The 15,778-nt window shown below is 69.0% G+C and carries 16 protein-coding genes; 7 read left to right on the top strand and 9 right to left on the bottom strand.

All coding sequences use genetic code 11. The annotated features are described in order from the left end of the window. Positions 1-64: 64 nt before the first annotated feature. From AC4BEG_RS13270 to AC4BEG_RS13240, 7 genes are all read right to left on the bottom strand, one after another. Positions 65-538 carry a thioesterase family protein gene (locus AC4BEG_RS13270; protein WP_490706092.1) on the bottom strand — a complete coding sequence of 158 codons (474 nt, stop codon included), beginning with the start codon at positions 536-538 and terminating at the stop codon, positions 65-67. Then, a complete protein-coding gene (locus AC4BEG_RS13265) occupies positions 535-1,524 on the bottom strand; it encodes a 3-hydroxyacyl-CoA dehydrogenase NAD-binding domain-containing protein (RefSeq protein ID WP_490706091.1) in 990 nt (329 codons plus the stop codon). The genes AC4BEG_RS13270 and AC4BEG_RS13265 overlap by 4 nt, the downstream gene beginning before the upstream one ends. A gap of 59 nt (positions 1,525-1,583) precedes the next feature. Next, entirely contained in the window at positions 1,584-2,471 is an 888-nt protein-coding gene (locus AC4BEG_RS13260) for a beta-keto acid cleavage family enzyme (protein ID WP_490706090.1), read from the bottom strand. Positions 2,472-2,514: 43 nt separating this feature from the next. Continuing rightward, positions 2,515-3,525 (bottom strand): TetR/AcrR family transcriptional regulator, encoded by a 1,011-nt coding sequence (locus AC4BEG_RS13255; RefSeq protein ID WP_490706089.1) that lies wholly within the window; start codon positions 3,523-3,525, stop codon positions 2,515-2,517. Positions 3,526-3,703: 178 nt separating this feature from the next. Further along, complete coding sequence (locus AC4BEG_RS13250) at positions 3,704-4,093, bottom strand: deoxyxylulose-5-phosphate synthase (protein WP_490706088.1); 390 nt, start codon at positions 4,091-4,093, stop codon at positions 3,704-3,706. A gap of 34 nt (positions 4,094-4,127) precedes the next feature. Further along, positions 4,128-5,006 (bottom strand): alpha/beta fold hydrolase, encoded by an 879-nt coding sequence (locus tag AC4BEG_RS13245; protein ID WP_490706087.1) that lies wholly within the window; start codon positions 5,004-5,006, stop codon positions 4,128-4,130. A 57-nt stretch (positions 5,007-5,063) separates the two neighbouring features. Next, positions 5,064-5,576 (bottom strand): MarR family winged helix-turn-helix transcriptional regulator, encoded by a 513-nt coding sequence (locus AC4BEG_RS13240; protein WP_490706086.1) that lies wholly within the window; start codon positions 5,574-5,576, stop codon positions 5,064-5,066. A 104-nt stretch (positions 5,577-5,680) separates the two neighbouring features. Between AC4BEG_RS13240 and AC4BEG_RS13235 the strand changes: the two genes are divergently transcribed. From AC4BEG_RS13235 to AC4BEG_RS13205, 7 genes are all read left to right on the top strand, one after another. Then, the gene (locus AC4BEG_RS13235; protein ID WP_490706085.1) at positions 5,681-6,556 is read left to right on the top strand and encodes an SDR family NAD(P)-dependent oxidoreductase; all 876 of its coding nucleotides are present in this window, start codon (positions 5,681-5,683) and stop codon (positions 6,554-6,556) included. A 514-nt stretch (positions 6,557-7,070) separates the two neighbouring features. After that, the gene (locus AC4BEG_RS13230) at positions 7,071-7,742 is read left to right on the top strand and encodes a Crp/Fnr family transcriptional regulator (protein ID WP_490706084.1); all 672 of its coding nucleotides are present in this window, start codon (positions 7,071-7,073) and stop codon (positions 7,740-7,742) included. Positions 7,743-8,045: 303 nt separating this feature from the next. Then, entirely contained in the window at positions 8,046-8,600 is a 555-nt protein-coding gene (locus AC4BEG_RS13225) for a nucleotidyl cyclase domain-containing protein (RefSeq protein WP_490706083.1), read from the top strand. Positions 8,601-8,748: 148 nt separating this feature from the next. Continuing rightward, positions 8,749-10,776, top strand: coding sequence for a hypothetical protein (locus tag AC4BEG_RS13220; RefSeq protein ID WP_490706082.1), 2,028 nt, complete (start codon positions 8,749-8,751; stop codon positions 10,774-10,776). Between the two features lie 70 nt (positions 10,777-10,846). After that, positions 10,847-11,920, top strand: a complete 1,074-nt coding sequence (locus AC4BEG_RS13215) for a hypothetical protein (RefSeq protein WP_490706081.1) — start codon at positions 10,847-10,849, stop codon at positions 11,918-11,920. After that, positions 11,913-13,217, top strand: coding sequence for a DUF4407 domain-containing protein (locus tag AC4BEG_RS13210; RefSeq protein WP_490706080.1), 1,305 nt, complete (start codon positions 11,913-11,915; stop codon positions 13,215-13,217). The genes AC4BEG_RS13215 and AC4BEG_RS13210 overlap by 8 nt, the downstream gene beginning before the upstream one ends. 75 nt (positions 13,218-13,292) lie before the next feature. Further along, positions 13,293-13,808 (top strand): Pycsar system effector family protein, encoded by a 516-nt coding sequence (locus tag AC4BEG_RS13205; RefSeq protein WP_490706079.1) that lies wholly within the window; start codon positions 13,293-13,295, stop codon positions 13,806-13,808. 215 nt (positions 13,809-14,023) lie between these two features. Here AC4BEG_RS13205 and AC4BEG_RS13200 read toward each other — a convergent pair whose 3' ends face one another. Together AC4BEG_RS13200 and AC4BEG_RS13195 are read right to left on the bottom strand one after the other, a co-directional pair. After that, the gene (locus AC4BEG_RS13200; RefSeq protein ID WP_490706078.1) at positions 14,024-14,869 is read right to left on the bottom strand and encodes a hypothetical protein; all 846 of its coding nucleotides are present in this window, start codon (positions 14,867-14,869) and stop codon (positions 14,024-14,026) included. Between the two features lie 82 nt (positions 14,870-14,951). Further along, positions 14,952-15,584, bottom strand: coding sequence for an RNA polymerase sigma factor (locus AC4BEG_RS13195; protein ID WP_490706077.1), 633 nt, complete (start codon positions 15,582-15,584; stop codon positions 14,952-14,954). Between the last annotated feature and the right edge of the window lie 194 nt (positions 15,585-15,778).

Raw genomic sequence — 15,778 nt, 5'->3', positions numbered from 1 at the left:
GGGTGCCGGGTCCGGGGCGTCCGAGCAGGTCAGCGCCAGGCGGCGGCGCCGGGAGCCGCGTCGCTCACGCCGACTCCGCCGGGACCGGGCCGATGGCCCGCCCCGCCCACTCCGGTGCCTTCTCGACCAGGGCCGAAAGCCGCTCACGCACCTCGTCCGGGAAGGGGGCGGCGCCCCCCTGCTTCTGGTCCGTGTGTACGGCGAGCAGCTCGGTCGTGGCGGCCGGCGCCCCGTCCGGCTCGCCCACGTGCATCTCGTGCGAGAACCGCACCTTCTTCTCGTCCACCCCCAGCACCCGTGTCCGGATGGTGAGTTCGGCACCCTCCTCGACCTCGCGCAGATACCGTATGTGCGACTCCACGGTGTAGAGCGAGCAGCCGGTCTTCGCGCGATAGCTGGAGTCGAGCCCGGTCTCGACCATCATCTCGTCGGTGCTGTGGCCGAAGACGAGGACGTAGAACGCCTCGCTCATATGGCCGTTGTAGTCGATCCATTCGGGCCGGACGGTCTGCTGGTAGTCGGGGAGCGGAGTGCTCATGAGTCGCCTCCCTGGGGCGCGTGGGTGGTGCTTTGCCGCGGAAGCCGGCCGGTGGCTCGCAGCACATTGATGACGCCCTGGTCGCGCTCGGCGACGAGCTGGGCGATGCTGCGGCCGTCGGCCGCCGTCTCACAGCCCTCGACCATCGCCATACGCAGCGCCTCGTCCAGCTCCGGCGCCTCCAGACGGGTCCAGGGCGATTTCAGCGAGGGCCCGAAATGGTCGAGCATATGGGCCATCCCGCCGTCGCCGCCCGCGAGGGCGAACGTCAGACACGGGCCCATGAAGGCCCACCGCAGCCCCGGTCCCTCGGTGATCGAGGCGTCGATCTCCCGCACCGTCGCCTCACCGTTGGCGACCATGTGCAGGGCTTCCCGCCACAGCGCCTCCTGAAGGCGGTTGGCTATGAAACCGGGCAGCTCACGGTCCATGGTGATCACGGACTTTCCGGCCTCGGTGTAGAAGCGCGAGGCCCAGCCGACGGCCGTGGCGTCCGTCCGCTCACCGCCCACGACCTCGACCAAGGGGATGAGATACGGCGGGTTGAAGGGGTGACCGACGACGAGGCGGCCGGGGTCGGCGGCCTCGGTCTGCATGTCCGTCATCGGATAGCCGGAGGTGGAGGACGCGATGACCACACCCGCGGGCGTCGCGGCGTCCAGCTCGGCCAGCAGCCGCCGCTTCAGCTCCAGCTTCTCGGGAGCGCTCTCCTGGACGAACTGTGCCTCGGCCACGGCCTCGTCGAGTGTCGCGGCGAAGGTCAGACGGTCGGGCGAGGCGCCCTCGGTGAGCCCGATCTGCTCGAGCGCGGGCCAGGCGGCCGTGACCAGACGGCGCAGCCTGTCCTCGGCGTCGGGGGCCGGATCCCAGGCGGTGACGTCGTAGCCGCGCGCCAGGAAGTGGGCGACCCAGCCGCCGCCGATCACTCCGGCGCCGATGCAGGCGACCCGCCGGACGCCCTCGGGCGGGCAGGGGGGAGGGGGCATGGGGACGTGGTTCCTCACAGTGGGGGACGGGGGTGGTGGGGGGTGGGGGAGCGGGGGCATCACCCGCGGGGCTTCAGCCCCAGCCGCTGCCGCGCCTCGTCGGGTGTGGCGACCCGGGCGCCCAGCAGTTCGGTGATGTGGACGGCACGTTCGACGAGTTGGCCGTTGGTGGCCTTGACGCCGCGGCTGAGGTAGAGGTTGTCCTCCAGCCCGACCCGGACGTTGCCGCCGAGCAGGATCGACTGCGCCACCCAGGGCATCTGCATCCGGCCCAGCGCGAAGCTGGCCCACTGCGCGCCCTCCGGCAGCAGATCGACCATCGCCTTGAGGACGCCGGGCTCGGCGGGGGCGCCCCAGGGGATGTCCATGCAGAGCTGGAAGACGGTCGGATCGTCGAGCAGCCCCTCGGTCAGCAGCTGCTTGGCGAACCACAGCTGCCCGGTGTCGAAGATCTCCAGCTCGGGCCGTACGCCCAGCTCCTGGATGCGCTTGGCGCCGGTGCGCAGCATGTCGGGGGTGGAGACGTAGAGGTTGCTGCCGTCGCCGAAGTTGAGCGAACCGCAGTCGAGGGTGCAGATGTCCGGCAGCAGCTCCTCGACGTGCGGTAGCCGCCCGAGACCGCTCACCAGATCCGTGCCGGGAAGCTGCCTCAGCGGCTGCTCGGGGTCGATGACCAGGTCACCGCCCATGCCCGCGGTGAGGTTGATGACCACGTCGGTCCCGGTCTCCTTCACCCGCTCGACGACCTCGCGGTACAGCCGCGGATCACGGGCGGGGGCGCCGGTCTCGGGATCCCGGACATGGACATGGACCACGGCGGCCCCGGCCTCGGCGGCCTCGACGGCGGACCGGGCGATCTGCGCGGGGGTGACGGGGACATGGGGACTACGGCCCACGGTGTCACCGGCGCCGGTGAGGGCGCAGGTGATGATGACGCTCTCGTTCATGGGCATGGGTATCACTCCGAATCTCCGGAACCGGAACCGGAACCTAGGGTCCGTCGGCGGGGTGCGGTGCGGATGTGTCCGTGGCGGCGGGTGAGGGTCCGGTGCCGGTGGCGGATGGGGGGCATCTCCCAGCGGCCAACTCGGTGTCCACGTAGTCGGCACACGCGGTATGCATGGCCTCGGCGCTCATCCCGACGCCCGCCGTACCCCCCTCACCGGGGGCGGCGGCCAGCACCTGCGCGGCCAGCCCGTCCATCAGCGCGGTCAGCCGTACCGCGCCGGACTCCGGGTCGACGCCCCGGAAGACGCCCTGAGCGATGCCGCGCCGGATCACCTCGGCGACGGTCTGCCGCCACTGCCGGTAGAAGTCCGCGTGCAGCCGCCCGATCGCCGTGGACCGCGCGGCCTCGGCCCACAGATCCATCCACACCAGCCACTGCCTGCGCTGCTGCACGGTGTACGGCACCTGGAGCGCGATCAGCTGCCGCAGTTCCTCGTACGCGTCGTCGGCCTCCGCGATCCGGGCGGCGCGGCGCGCGGTGTCCTCGTCCATGCACCAGCGCACCGCGGCCTCCAGCAGTTCGGCGCGGCCGGGGAAGTGGTAGTGGATTGCGGCGGTGCTGGTGTCGCAGGCGGCGGCGATGTCGGCGACGCGTACGGCGTGGAAGCCGTGTTCGGCGATGAGCCGCACCGTCTCCCGCACGATCTGCAACGGCCGTCCCCCCTCGGGCGCGACGGCGACCGGCCGCGGAGCCGAGGGGAGCTTGACGGAGGGGGCGGCCACAGCGGGTTCCTCAGAGGCTTCGGCGGACTCAGAGGCTGCGGCGGGCTCGGTGGCCGTCGCGGTGCCCAGCAGCCATCCCGCGTCCACGTTCCCGGCATCGGCGATCCGGGCCAGTTCGGCGACGGTGAACCGGCGGCTGCCGCCGAGCGAGCGCGACAGCTTGGACGGGTCCATCACGATCCTCCGCGCGAACTCCCGCTGGCTGCACCCGACTTCGTCGATCACCTGGCGAACGCGTGCGGCCACCTCGGTGCCGGACTGCTGCTGCATGGCCGTCACCGTACGGACGCGTTGAGATAAGCGCAATGGATGACTGTCGCGTATGCCCGCTAGGAAGAGGAATGCCAGCTAATTGACGTCGGTGGCCCTTCGTACCCCGACTGACTCAAAGATCAGTTCCGCGGGCGGCACCCTTCATCGCGACCGTCCCCGACCGTCCCCGTCCCCGCTACCGCCCCCGTTTCCGCCCACCGTTCAGCCCCCGCCGACCGCTCGGCGCGGGCCACGGCACCTCGGCCCGTACCAGCGCGCGGGCCAACGGCTCACCGCTGTCCCGCGCGTACGCCATCCGTTCCCGCACCTCGGCCATCGTGCGCGGCCGGTAGCCCGGTCCGCCGCAGCACCCCATGCGGAAGCGGATGCCCGCGTGCAGCAGCAGCGAGAGCGTCCGCCACCCCTCGGTGTCCCGGCGCGGGGGCGGCGCGAAGGCGGCCCCGACATGAATCAGCGGCTCCGCACAGCGCGGACAGCGCCGTTCGGGATGGCGGGCGTCCGGCGGCGGCTGCTTGTAGGAGGCCCGGCAGGGGAGACAGACCCATGAGGACTTCGGCGGTGGCATGGGGCCGAGCGTAGGTCCGCCACCGACCGTCCCTCTAGGCGTTTTTGCGGGCGGCGGCCGTCAGCAGCGCGGTCAGGATCGGCTCGGCGTGCGTCCACAGCAGCGCACCGCCGATGCCGGGCACAACGCGGCGCCGGGCGCCGGGAATACGGGACGCGAGGAGGGCCCCGTTGTCGGGGGAGTGGCTGGTGTCCCGTTCGCCGTACCAGATCTCGACCGGTACCTCGATCCCCGACAGGTCGAACGGCCAGCGCCCCATGGCCAGGACGGTGTCCCGGGCGTAACCGGCCGCGTCATGGGCGAACCCCTCGTCCAGCGCCCGGCGGTAGGCGGCGTCGAAACGGGGTTCCTGGTAGACGGCCAGATCGCAGTCGGGCGAACCGCCCAGCACCATCCCCCGCATCGCCTCCGCGGTGAAGCCCGCGAAGAACGCCTCGGCACCGGCCGGGTCAGCGGCGGTGCGCTCCACGAGACCGCGTACCGCCTCCGGCAGGGCGGCCGCGAACTCCGGCGCGGCGACCTCGTCCGCCCCCGAGACAACGGCCAGCGCGGAGACCCCACCCTCAGCGGCGCAGGCGAGCGCGAACGGAGCGCCCTGCGAGTTCCCGACCATGGCCGGGCGGCCGAGCCCGCGCGCGTCGCTGAGCTGCCGGAGGTCGGCGGCGACATCGGAGAAGGTGCGGCCGGGCGCGGGCGTCGAGGCCCCGATCCCGGGGCGGTCCACCGAGATGAGACGCACCCCGAGCGCCCCGACGACATCCTTCCCGAACCCCAGCCACCGGCTGGTGGCGGCGCCGGGACACAACACCACCGGCACCCCGTCCGACGGCCCCCACTCGGCCCACCCCAACGACCGCCCGTCGCTCAGCCGTGTCTCACCGAGCCGGTCCGGGTCCCCTGCGTATCCATTCATGATCGCCATCATGGCGACGCGCGGGCCGCGGACGCACCGGGTTTTCCCGGCCTCCGCTCAGCCCTCTTCCTTCGCCTTCTTGAGCTCCTCCTTCTTGAGCTCCTCCTCCTTCTTGAGCTTCTCTTGCTTGAGCTTCTTCCACACCCGGCTGAGGGCCGTGAGGTCGTCCTCGTCGAGGACGTCGGTGAAGGCGGGGGCGAGGCAGGCGCGGCGGGTGGCGTCGGCCTCCTCGAAGAGCCGGCGGCCCTCGGGGGTGAGGCTGATCTCCACGGAGCGGGCGTCGTGCGCGGAGGGCGTACGTGTGACCAGTCCGCGGTTCCGCAGGGCGTCGATCACGCGGGATACCTGGCTGCGGCTGAGCATGGTGCTGTTGCCGAGCACGGACGCGGGGACCGGATCGGGGCTGGAAGCGAGCCAGAGCATCACCTCGAACCAGGAGACCGGCAGATCGTGCGCCTTGACCAGGGCGCGGTCCACACGTTCGGTGAGCACGGTCCCGGCCCAGACCAGCCCGTAGAAGGCGTGATCGGCGACGGGCATCTCCGCCTGGGTGAGCTTGCGCTGTGCCATGGCCCGAGCATACCCGGGTTGTGTGTGCGCACACATAATGTTTAAGGTGTGTGTGCACGCACATAAGCGGGTCGCCATCGGCGGCCCCGAGGAAAGGCCCCCGTATGTCCCTCGCCACCCCCTCCGAGACCGCCCCCAAGACCGACGCCAAGGTCGTCGTGATCACTGGCACCTCGTCCGGTATGGGTCTGGCCGCCGCCGTGGCCGCGGCCCAGGCGGGCTGGCGCACCGTCGCGACCCTCCGCGACCCGAGCCGCGCCGACGCCCTGCGCAAGGCGGCCGCGGACGCGGGCGTCGAGCTCGACATCCGCCGCCTCGACGTCACCGACGAAGCCGCCGCCACCGCCCTGGTCGACGCCGTGATCGCCGACTACGGCCAGCTGGACGCCGTGATCAACAACGCGGGTGCGGGCCACCTGGGCACCCTCGAGAACGAGACCGTCGCCGACGTCCGCGAGGTCATGGAGGTCAACTTCTTCGGCGTCCTCCACCTCTCCAAGGCCGCCCTCCCGCACCTGCGAGCCTCCAGCGGCCGCCTGATCACCGTCACCAGCGTCGGCGGCGTCATCGGCCAGCCCTTCAACGAGGCGTACTGTGCCGCCAAGTTCGCGGTAGAGGGCTACATGGAGAGCCTGGCCCCGGTCGCGGCGGCCGTCGGCGTGACGGTCTCGGTCGTCGAACCGGGCGCGGTGGCCACCGAGTTCGTCAACAACATCAACCTCGACCTGGACGCCGAGATCGCCGCCGCCGGTGCGTACGCCCCCACCCTGCGGGCCTACCTGGAGCGCACCACCGCCCAGTTCCGCAACGGCGCCCAGGCCCCGGCCGAGGCGGCCCACACCATCCTCGAAGCCCTCACCGCCGACACCCCCGCCTTCCGCCTCCAGACCTCCGACTGGGCCCGTGGTTTCACCACCACCAAGCTGTCGGACGTGGACGGGTCGGCGGTGCTGGGGATGACGGGGACCTGGATCGCCTGACGGCCGCGGCCGCGCGAAGAGCGCTTCCGCCGTTCGATCTTCGTGAGGTGGGCGTGTCCAGGCGGGGCAACTGACAGATGCGTGTCAATCGTCATGGCCGCCCACTGAACTGGTGCCGTGTGTCGCCGGATATGGCCCAGTGCGATGCGGGCCGTCTCGCGTCGGTGGCCTCGGCTTCCAGTTCGCGCGGGGCACGTGGACCGGCGCGCATACCTTTGATCATGTATGCGGGGTGTCCGATCGCGGCGCGAATGGTGCGTTGGGCGTATCGCAGCGGCCTGAAAACGGGGCAGAAGATGATCGCGAAGTATCCCATGGACCGCTCGCCCGACAAAAGATCGTTTTCGAGCATTACGCCAGAGGCGAGGTACGTCTGTTCGATCAATAGTGGGCGGCTAGGGGAATGATCAAGCCATGTGCTTCCCCTCCACTTGCCTTCTCATTCCCCGGCGGCACCATGGTCTGGCTACGTGAAAAGCGCATCGCATCGCAGCCTGAGATTTTCGGGAGACGGATGAAGTACACGTGGCCGCAGGCCACCTTCCTCGGGCGGCTGGGAAGCGGCGCTCTGGAGGATCTGCTGAGTCAGGGGACCCCGATGGAGTACCCGACTCATCGTCGCCTCTTGCAGCAGGGTGATCAAGGTCGGCACGTTTTGCTGCTGACTCACGGCGTGGTCAAGGTCGTCGCCAGTTCGGAGAGTGGCTACGAGATGCTGCTCGCGGTCCGGGTAGCGGGTGACTTCGTCGGCGAGATGGCCGCGTTCGAGGATCGTCCCCGGTCCGGCACCGTCATCGCGTGTAGTGACGTGAGGGTCCGCGTCATCCATATGCCCGCACTGGAGAACTTCCTTGCCCGCTATCCCGACGCCATGAAGGCCATGTTGGGTGTGCTGTGTGGACGACTGCGGTGGGCGAACAGGCGCCGTGTCGACTTCGGTGCCTATGACGCTCTCACCCGGCTGGCGCGGGTGATCGCGGAACTCAGCCAGACATACGGTCCATGTGTGACGCTCAGTCAGCCCGAACTGGCCTCGCTCGCCGGGGTAGCCACGCCGACGGCCGAGAGGGCGCTCGCGACTCTCTCCCGACTGGGGCTGGTGGAGCGCGGCTTCCGGCAGATCACGGTCTGCGACGTCCCGGAGCTGCTCGTGTTCGCCAAAGTATGTGATGAAAACCCATATTGAGATGGAATCAAGGACCGATCATCCTCCTAGCGTCTCCGGCAGCACTTCGCAGGAAGTGCCGTCAGAGAGAGGAATGGCTGGGTGGCCGAGTGGTCCGGGTTCTACCCCTGCACATGCGTAGCCGTTGACGCGCAGGCATATGGAGGAAACAACGACCGTAGACAGTCTGAGATCCAGCACGACTTGCCGCGACTCCTTTCCCGAGCCGCAAGGAGCACCGGACTGGACCGTTCCCATTGGCAGATCCAACGCAAGGGGGACGAGGAACTGGCTGTCCATCCCATGGACGGTACGGAGCCGCGCGTGGTCGACGACTTCGTCCGGCACTTGGTGTCCGAGCTGCGCGAGTACAACGAAGTGCGTGTCCCCTCCGCCCGGATGAGGCTGCGGGCTGCCGTCCACCACGGTCCAGTGGAGCTGGCGGACAACGGGTTCGCCGGCTCGACCGTGGTCACCACCGCACGGCTACTCAGCTCCCGTCACCTCTACGACGCCTTGAAGGCGCACCATGGTGCCCACCTTGCGCTGCTGCTGTCCGACGACGTCTACCGGTCCACGGTGGCCGGCGGGCACACCACCCTCTCCGGCGCCGACTTCCGACGCGTGGTCGTGCACGAGAAGGAGTGCGAGGTCGTCGCCTGGCTCCGCGTCCCGGGACACGATGCCCACGACCCCGGATCCGGCCATCACACCGGCGGGCCCACGACGCCGAGGCAGCGGCCGCCCGCCGACGACAACCGCGACAGTGACTCGATGGTCCGTAACGACTACCGGGGCGAGCAGATCAGCGTCACCAACTTCACCGCTCCCGTGGACCTGCGCGGCGGAGTCATCGGCTTCGGGAGTACCGGTGGCTGACGACGCCGAGGGCTGGGACCTGCCGGACGGGCTCGGCGAACCACCCGTTCCCAGCCTTGAGGAGGGGCTTCTCCAGGAGCAGCAGGAGAGCCCCGGACCGACAGAGCCACCTGGCGACGACTCCGGCCCGCGCCCCCGCGCCGAGAGCGTGGAGCGGCCCGAGCCGGACGAGAAGGAGAAGGACGGCAAAGGATACGACGACCTCCGCCGTGTCCTGGGACAGCAGACAGTTCACAACAACTTCTACGCTTCCGTGGATGCGTCCGGCGCGGCGTTCGGCTTCGGTACGGCCGCCACTCCCGGGCTCGCTCCCGGCTCGGTGGCGCCATCGGAGATCGACAAGGCGCTGCGGTTCTACCTGCGCCCGCAACCGTGCTTCGACGAGGCGTTCGGCAAGCTTGAATTGGAGCACATCGTTGTCCTGACCGGCCAAGACAACAGCGGACGCGCGGCAGGCTCTTTCGCACTGCTCAGAAGGATTACGGACAGCAGGACGGGGCTGCGGAGTCTGTCGCCTGCCAACTCGCTGGCCGACCTGGCGGCGTCGCGTGACATCAAGGCCGGGCAGGCTTACGTGATCCTCGACTACGTCGGTGAGACGCACGTCGACGCGGTGCAGGCGTTCGAGATAAAGCGGCTGAGCGGGGAGCTACAGGGCAAGGGCTCCTACTTGGTGATCACGGCTGCCGAGGACACCCGGCGGCGACTGGCGCTGCGGGACTACTGCGTCCCATGGCACGCACCGGATCCACTGGAACTTTTCCATCACCGCGCCCAGCGGCCCTTGGCGCCGGACCTCCCGGAAGAACTGCTGGAGCGGGTCAAGGAGCTGCGCCGCCCGGCCGACGTCGTCGCCGCGGCCGCTGGACTCGCCGACGGACCGGACGTCGCGCTGAAGGCGCTGCGCGACAGTGACAGGGAACTCGTCCGAAACTGGTTCAACAAGGAGCCGTCTGCCGGTGATCTGCTGCCACTGGCGGCCCTCGCGTTTCTCGAGGGAGTCCCGGAACGCACTTTCGAGCAGCATTCCGTCCAGCTCAGTGCCCATGTGCGCGACTGGGAGCAGACAGGCGAGATACCCGCCGCCGAGCTCGACGGCACAGCTCCGACCGCACGGCGCGGCGTGGTCTTCAAGCAGACCCGCGCCCGGTGGAAGGAGCAAGCGGTCGGACTTGTGCGGGCTGAACGGCGGGCCGGCCCGGGACAGGACCCCAGCCGCAGCGAGCGGCGGATCGTCTTCCACTCGCCCCGAATTCGCGAACTGGTCATCGGCGAGTTGCACGATCTGTACGGGTACGAACTCTGGTACCCACTGCGGCAGTGGCTCAGCGGGCTCTCACTGGTTGACGACTTGGCCGTCCGTACCGAGGTTGCCCGGGGCGTCGCTCTCCTCGCCCGGCACGCCCTCGTCGAGGTGGACGAGAACCTCCTTCGGATCTGGTCGGGTGGCATCAGCTGCCAGCGCGTGACGACCGCGCTGACGCTTCAGTTCATGTGCGATGACCCGCATCTGGCGCCTCAGGCACTGAACGTGGCACTGGGCTGGGCCGACCGGAAAGGGCCTGAGCGGGCAGTCACATCGGCTATGGCGCTCACCGGACGGCTCGGGGCGCTCTACCGCTTTGAGGCCCTCAACTGGTTGTGGTTCTTGACGCATCGGGGTGAGCGGATGGCCTTCGCCGCGCGCCGTTCGCTGGTCCTCCTGCTCCAGACCGCCGAGCGGGAGCCCGACCGCGCGGTGTTCATGCTCCGGTACGTACGCACTCGGATAGCCGGAACCCCTCGTCGGTCCACAGCCCGTTCTCATGCGCTGCGGGCAACTGTGCAGCTTTTGGAGGCGCAGCAGTTGGAGGAGCTTGGCCCGCTCCCGGCTGCACTGCTGAGCGGCATTCCGGGTAGTGCGCGTCACCTCGGCTCGCTATGGACGAGTGTGCTGCTCAGCGTCTGCCGTCGTAGGGCCGTCGGTGCCCTGTGCCGGACATTGGTGGCACTGCGTGACGATCCAGCGGGCACCGACGTCGTATGTGATCTCGGTGAGGCGATGCACGCGGAGATGACTCCTCGGCAGTGGGATGCGCTGCGCAAGGACCTGTCAACCGCTTTGAACCACCCCGAGTACGCGATTCCCGGCGCCCGCCAGCTGGCCCATGTGCTGTTCGGATCGCTGGGGAACTAGCCGATGGCGGGCAACCACCCGCATACCCCTTTCCCATGACTGCCCCTTTGGCTCAAGGAGGACGAAGTAAGTGAACTACCCGGTAGTCGCAGAGAATGTGCTCGGCACAGTCCAGGGTAATTGGTGGTCTCGACGGCGGCGTCGTGACGATGTGCCGACGCTGCCACCCGGCGCGGTCTACGTCTTCAGGGTCGGCGGAAACTACCGGCAGTTCCCTGAAGGGTTGGTGTTCGACCCGTCTCACGCCGACGTGCTCGACGCGTCGTCGGTCAGCCTGGTGGACGCCAGAGCCCGACTGGTGGAAGTCGAACGCACCATTCCCTCGGTGAGCGAAGCCGACAACTTCACGATCCGGGCCTCTTTCACGTGCCAGGTGACCGATCCCACGGTCATAGCTCGGCAGGGGATCGTCGATGTGACTGTCCCGCTACGCGCCTATCTGGCGGGCGACAGCGAGCTGCCCAGGCTGAGCGCCGGACATCGCGTGGAGGAGGTCAACGTCGTGCGTCGCGAGGTGACCCGCCGCATGACCGCGTACAGCGCCATCGTGGCACCGCGTGTAGCCGGGATGAGCGTCGAGTTCGTCGGCGCCGAGGTACAGGTCTCGGAGGATCTGCGGACCTGGGAGCAGACACTGCGGGATGAGCGCCGCTCCCAGGAGCTCATCCGGGGCCAGCGTGACTTCGAGTCGCAGGACACCCAGCGAATCGCTGAGCTCCTCTCCCAAGGATCCGACTACGCGGACGCTTTCGGCATCGTCAGGGACCGGATTGACGTGGCCCAGGCGGCGGTACGGATCCACCAGACCGCCCATGAGGAGTCCGCCCGTCGCGAGCGGGTCGCTGACGGGAATCGGGCACACGCTCAAGCCTTGGAGACGGCGCAGGCACAGATGCGGCGTGAAGTCGTACTCACCTTGCTGCGGCAGATGGGCTCCACTGACGACTACATCGACTACCACCAAGTGCTCGATCAGGTGCTGCGAGACACGGGTGGACAGCTCGGCTCCGACGACGCTGACCCGGCCGTTCGCGCGATTGACTCCGGGGAGGGGCGTTCTGGGCCCAATGCGTCCAGGCACCGAGGCGGTCCAGGGCACCCGCAGGACGGCTTCATCAAGGATGAGGAAGATCTCCTTGACTGACTCGGCGTCCACAGCAGAGCCCTCATCTGCGCGTTTCGATCCGGCGCGCCGGTTGCGCACCCTGACCGGCGTCGACGAGGACCTGCTCGCCAGGGTCCAGTACGAGCGGAACAAGTACACGGCGCTAGGCGGAGTGGTGCTTGGTACCTCTGTCATCGCCGCCTTCTCCATGTGGAATTTCGCGACGGAGGCGCTGGGCCGGGCATCGTTTCTGGCCCTGATTCCGACCGTGATTTGGATGCTCTTCATCCTCAACCTGGACCGCTGGCTGGTCACCCCTCAACCGAACGCGCGACGCCGGGTCGGCCCACTTCTGCTGCGGCTGATGATCGCCCTGGTGCTCGGCGCCGTGATCGCCGAGCCATTGGTGCTGCGCATCTTCGCCACCGCCGTGGAGGAACGCGTCACAGATCAGCGGAACAGTGCCCTCGACCAGCTGCGGGGAAACCTGGTGCGCTGCAACCCCGTGCCGTCCGGGACCGAAGTCAAGTCGGCTGCGGGCTGTGGCCAGTACATCCTTACCTTCGACTCGACGCCCGGCGGACAGTCTGACGAACTCGCATCGATACGTACGGATGCCGCCGCACTCCAGAAGCGGGTCGACCGGGACAACAACAAGCTGGACGGAATCGACGAGGAAGTCCGAGACGAGTGCCGACGGCTGATCCGTATCGCCTCCACCGGGCTCTACCAGCGGACGTCCGAGTGTCTGCGATTGCGGGAGAAGGCGAAGGACTACCGGGCCACGCACCACACCGAGGAGAACGAGCGGCGACTGGCCGCCATGAACGCTCGCATATCGAAGATGGGGGGTCAGCTGACAACCTCGCGTAGCACTTTCCTCCAAGACCGAGCCAAGGGAGTTGAGCAACGTCTCGCGGAGGAGCGAGCGAAGCAAAAGGAGATCGGCGTACTGGAGCGGATGCGCGCGCTGGACGAATTGGCCAGTGGAAACCCTGTGCTCTTCGTCGGCATATGGCTGGTGAGGGCACTCTTCGTCCTCCTCGATGCGCTGCCCGTGCTGGTGAAGTTCCTCAGCGGTGAGAGCGCCTACGACCGGATGCTCACCAGCGAGAGCAACAGTGCAGTCAAGATTCACGGCGAGAGGTTGCGGCTCGCCGAGCGCCGGGCCATGGCGGATACCGAGATCGCTCAGGACGCAATTGAGCAGGAAGTCAGACGGAGCCGGGCCGAGTCCGAAGCCGCCCACCGCGAACACACGGCGGCGATGCATATCCGGGTCCGTCAGGCGGTGAACGCGCTGGAGGACGAACTGCGGCGCACCTCGGCAGTCTGATCGCGACCCGCGTAGCAGCACGCCGCCCCGGCCTTGTCCCGGGGCGGCACCCGGACGTTCACGGAAGGAGAGGGCATGTCCGCACACGGTTTGGGCGCGAGGGCCGGTCATGGCGGAGAACTTGTACGCATTCTGATCACGGAGACCCGGGAGGAGCTGCTGAAGGCGGACAGCAAGGCAGGACTGATGCTCACCGCCCTAGGGGCGGCGCTGACCGCCCTGCTCAGTACGATCAGTGCCGGTGGCATCGCACCACAGAAGTACGCCACAGTGCCGCAGATGTTCTTTTGGGCAGGGTGCGCGGCGTGGGTGCCGGCACTCGTCATGTTCGGTCTGGCGGTGGTGCCGCGTGCGGGAAAGCCGCAGCAATCGCGTGCGCACTACTTCGGGGATGCCGCTGAGACGTCCTCGGTCGAGCTGTTGGCGGACCTCGTGCAGCAGACCGATCCGAAGGAACGAAACCTGAGCCAGTTCATGGCGCTGTCGCGTACAGTCTGGCTCAAATATCGCTGTATACGTCACGGGATGGCCTGGAGTGCGGCATTTCTTGTGCTCACCCCGTTTGGCCTGCTGACTGGAGCATCGGCTTGAGGGCGTGGTGTTCGGAGAAGGTCCACGGAGCCGACAGACACTCGTGGCTGGCACCACCCCCTGACCACGGATGTGCCCTGCGCCCTGCTGGTGATGTGGAAGCCGGGTCTCGCGTACTGGGCGGACGGCTCCGGGATGCTTGCGGCAATCACCGCGCATCCCGCTGCCTCTTCTGCGTCTGGACCTACGCCGGCCACACTGCGCACGGCGCGGTGCTACTGGTGCTTTCCGCTGCCCTTCCCGCCGCTTGTCTGTCCCGTCCCGCCGCTGGTCTGGTCGTTCCCGGTCGCGTTATGCGTACCGCCGGGGTCGGCTCCGGACGCGCCGGTGCCGGATGTGCCGGTGCCGGATGCGCCGGTGTCCCTCGTTGCGCCGTTGTCGGCGTTCGCGGAGCCCTTGCCGGGTTTGCCCGTGCCGGTGGGCCCGTTCGGCGTGGCCGTGGCCCGCGTCAGCTGCTCGGAGCAGTACATGGCGACCTTGTCCTGTCCGCCGGCGGCCGCGACGAGCTGCTGCCAGGCCGTCGAGTTGAGTGCTTTGCCGTGCTTCCCGACCTGATCGTAGGCGCGGCAGTGGGCCTCGGTGTCCTGGGCGCGGGAGGGGTGGTCCGTCGGTCCGGGGCGGCCGGAGGACGCCGACGAGGCCGTGCCGCCCGGCTGGTCCGAGGCGGCCGCTGATGGGTGCGTGGTTCCCCGGCCGGGGCCGGCTCCGTCGGCGGAACCGATGGCCGCGACCGCAACGCCGCCCAGGGCGAGGCTGGCGAACGCCACGCCGAATGTCATCCGCATCGGGCGCCACACGCGCCGCTCCTCGGGCCGACGCCAGTCGTCGCGGCGCCGGGTACGCGCCCGGCGCGCGCCCGTGCTGCCGTGGGCGGCGGACTGGAAGGCGGCCAGGGCCCGCTGCTCGGCCCTGGGGTCGAGGTGGTCTGCGCGTAGGGCGGCGGTCAGGGCCGTTTCCAGTGCGGCGGAGTCCTGCATGTCCGGCGGACCGGACACGGTGCCGTCGGGGTGCCCATGCCGGTGACGGACCGGAACTCCGTCGCCGCTCAGTTGTTCACCCATGTCCGCTTCCGTTCCTGCCTGGCTGTTTCGTTCGAGGTAGTGGGTTTGTCGCTTCCCGGCTGCCTGCTGGTGCCCGCGTCGTTCATTTCGACTCCCCCAGCGTTCGGGAAGCCTCATCCGTCACACCCGCATCCGCCTCGCCGCCGACGCCAAGCTGGCGGGCAAGGCGTTTCAGGCCCCTGTGCGCGGCCGTGCGCACCGCTCCCGGACGCTTGCCGAGGACGCGTGCCGCGGCCGGACCGTCCAGGCCCATGACGACCCGCAGGAGCACCGCCTCGGCCTGGTCCCGTGGCAGCCCGCGGACCAGCTCCAGGGCCTGCTCGGTGGAGAGAGACTCCAGGGCCTGGTCATGGGTGTTGTGCGGTCCGGGCAGGTGCAGTACATCCTGTTCGGTCCCGCCGGCCCGAGGCCGTACGCGCTGGCGGCGCAGATGGTCCAGGGCCCGGTGCCGGGCGATGGTCGCGGTCCAGCCACGGAACCCGGCCCCGTCCCCCTTGAAACGCCCGAGGTCGCGGGCTATCTCCAGCCAGGCGTCGGAGGCCACGTCCTCCGCGTCGTTGCCGACCAGCCCGTGGAGATAGCCCAGCAGGCCCGGCTGCACGATCCGGTAGGCCAACGCGAAAGCGGCCTCGTCGCCGTCCTGGGCTCGCGCGACGGCAGCGCCCAGTTCCCCGTCGCATGCCTGTATGCGCCGGGGTTGCTGTACCTGGCCCAAGACTGTCCTCGTTCGCACCGGGTTCATAGCGATCCGTGTCGTCCGCCGTGCTCCGGTCGCATCGACGGCCCGTGGTGAACAGCGTCTGCCGTCACAGAAGTGTCACAACGCCCCAGTGGTTCTTCATGCGACCGGCGCCGCCCCGGCCGGGTGACGTTTCGCGCACCTCGTGCGCTGGCTGAAATACCGGGGTC

The sequence above is a fragment of the Streptomyces sp. JLBJ103 genome (assembly GCF_058215575.1).
The sequence above is the reverse complement of the archived record's forward strand: the minus strand, read 5'-3'. Positions and strand labels throughout refer to the sequence as shown.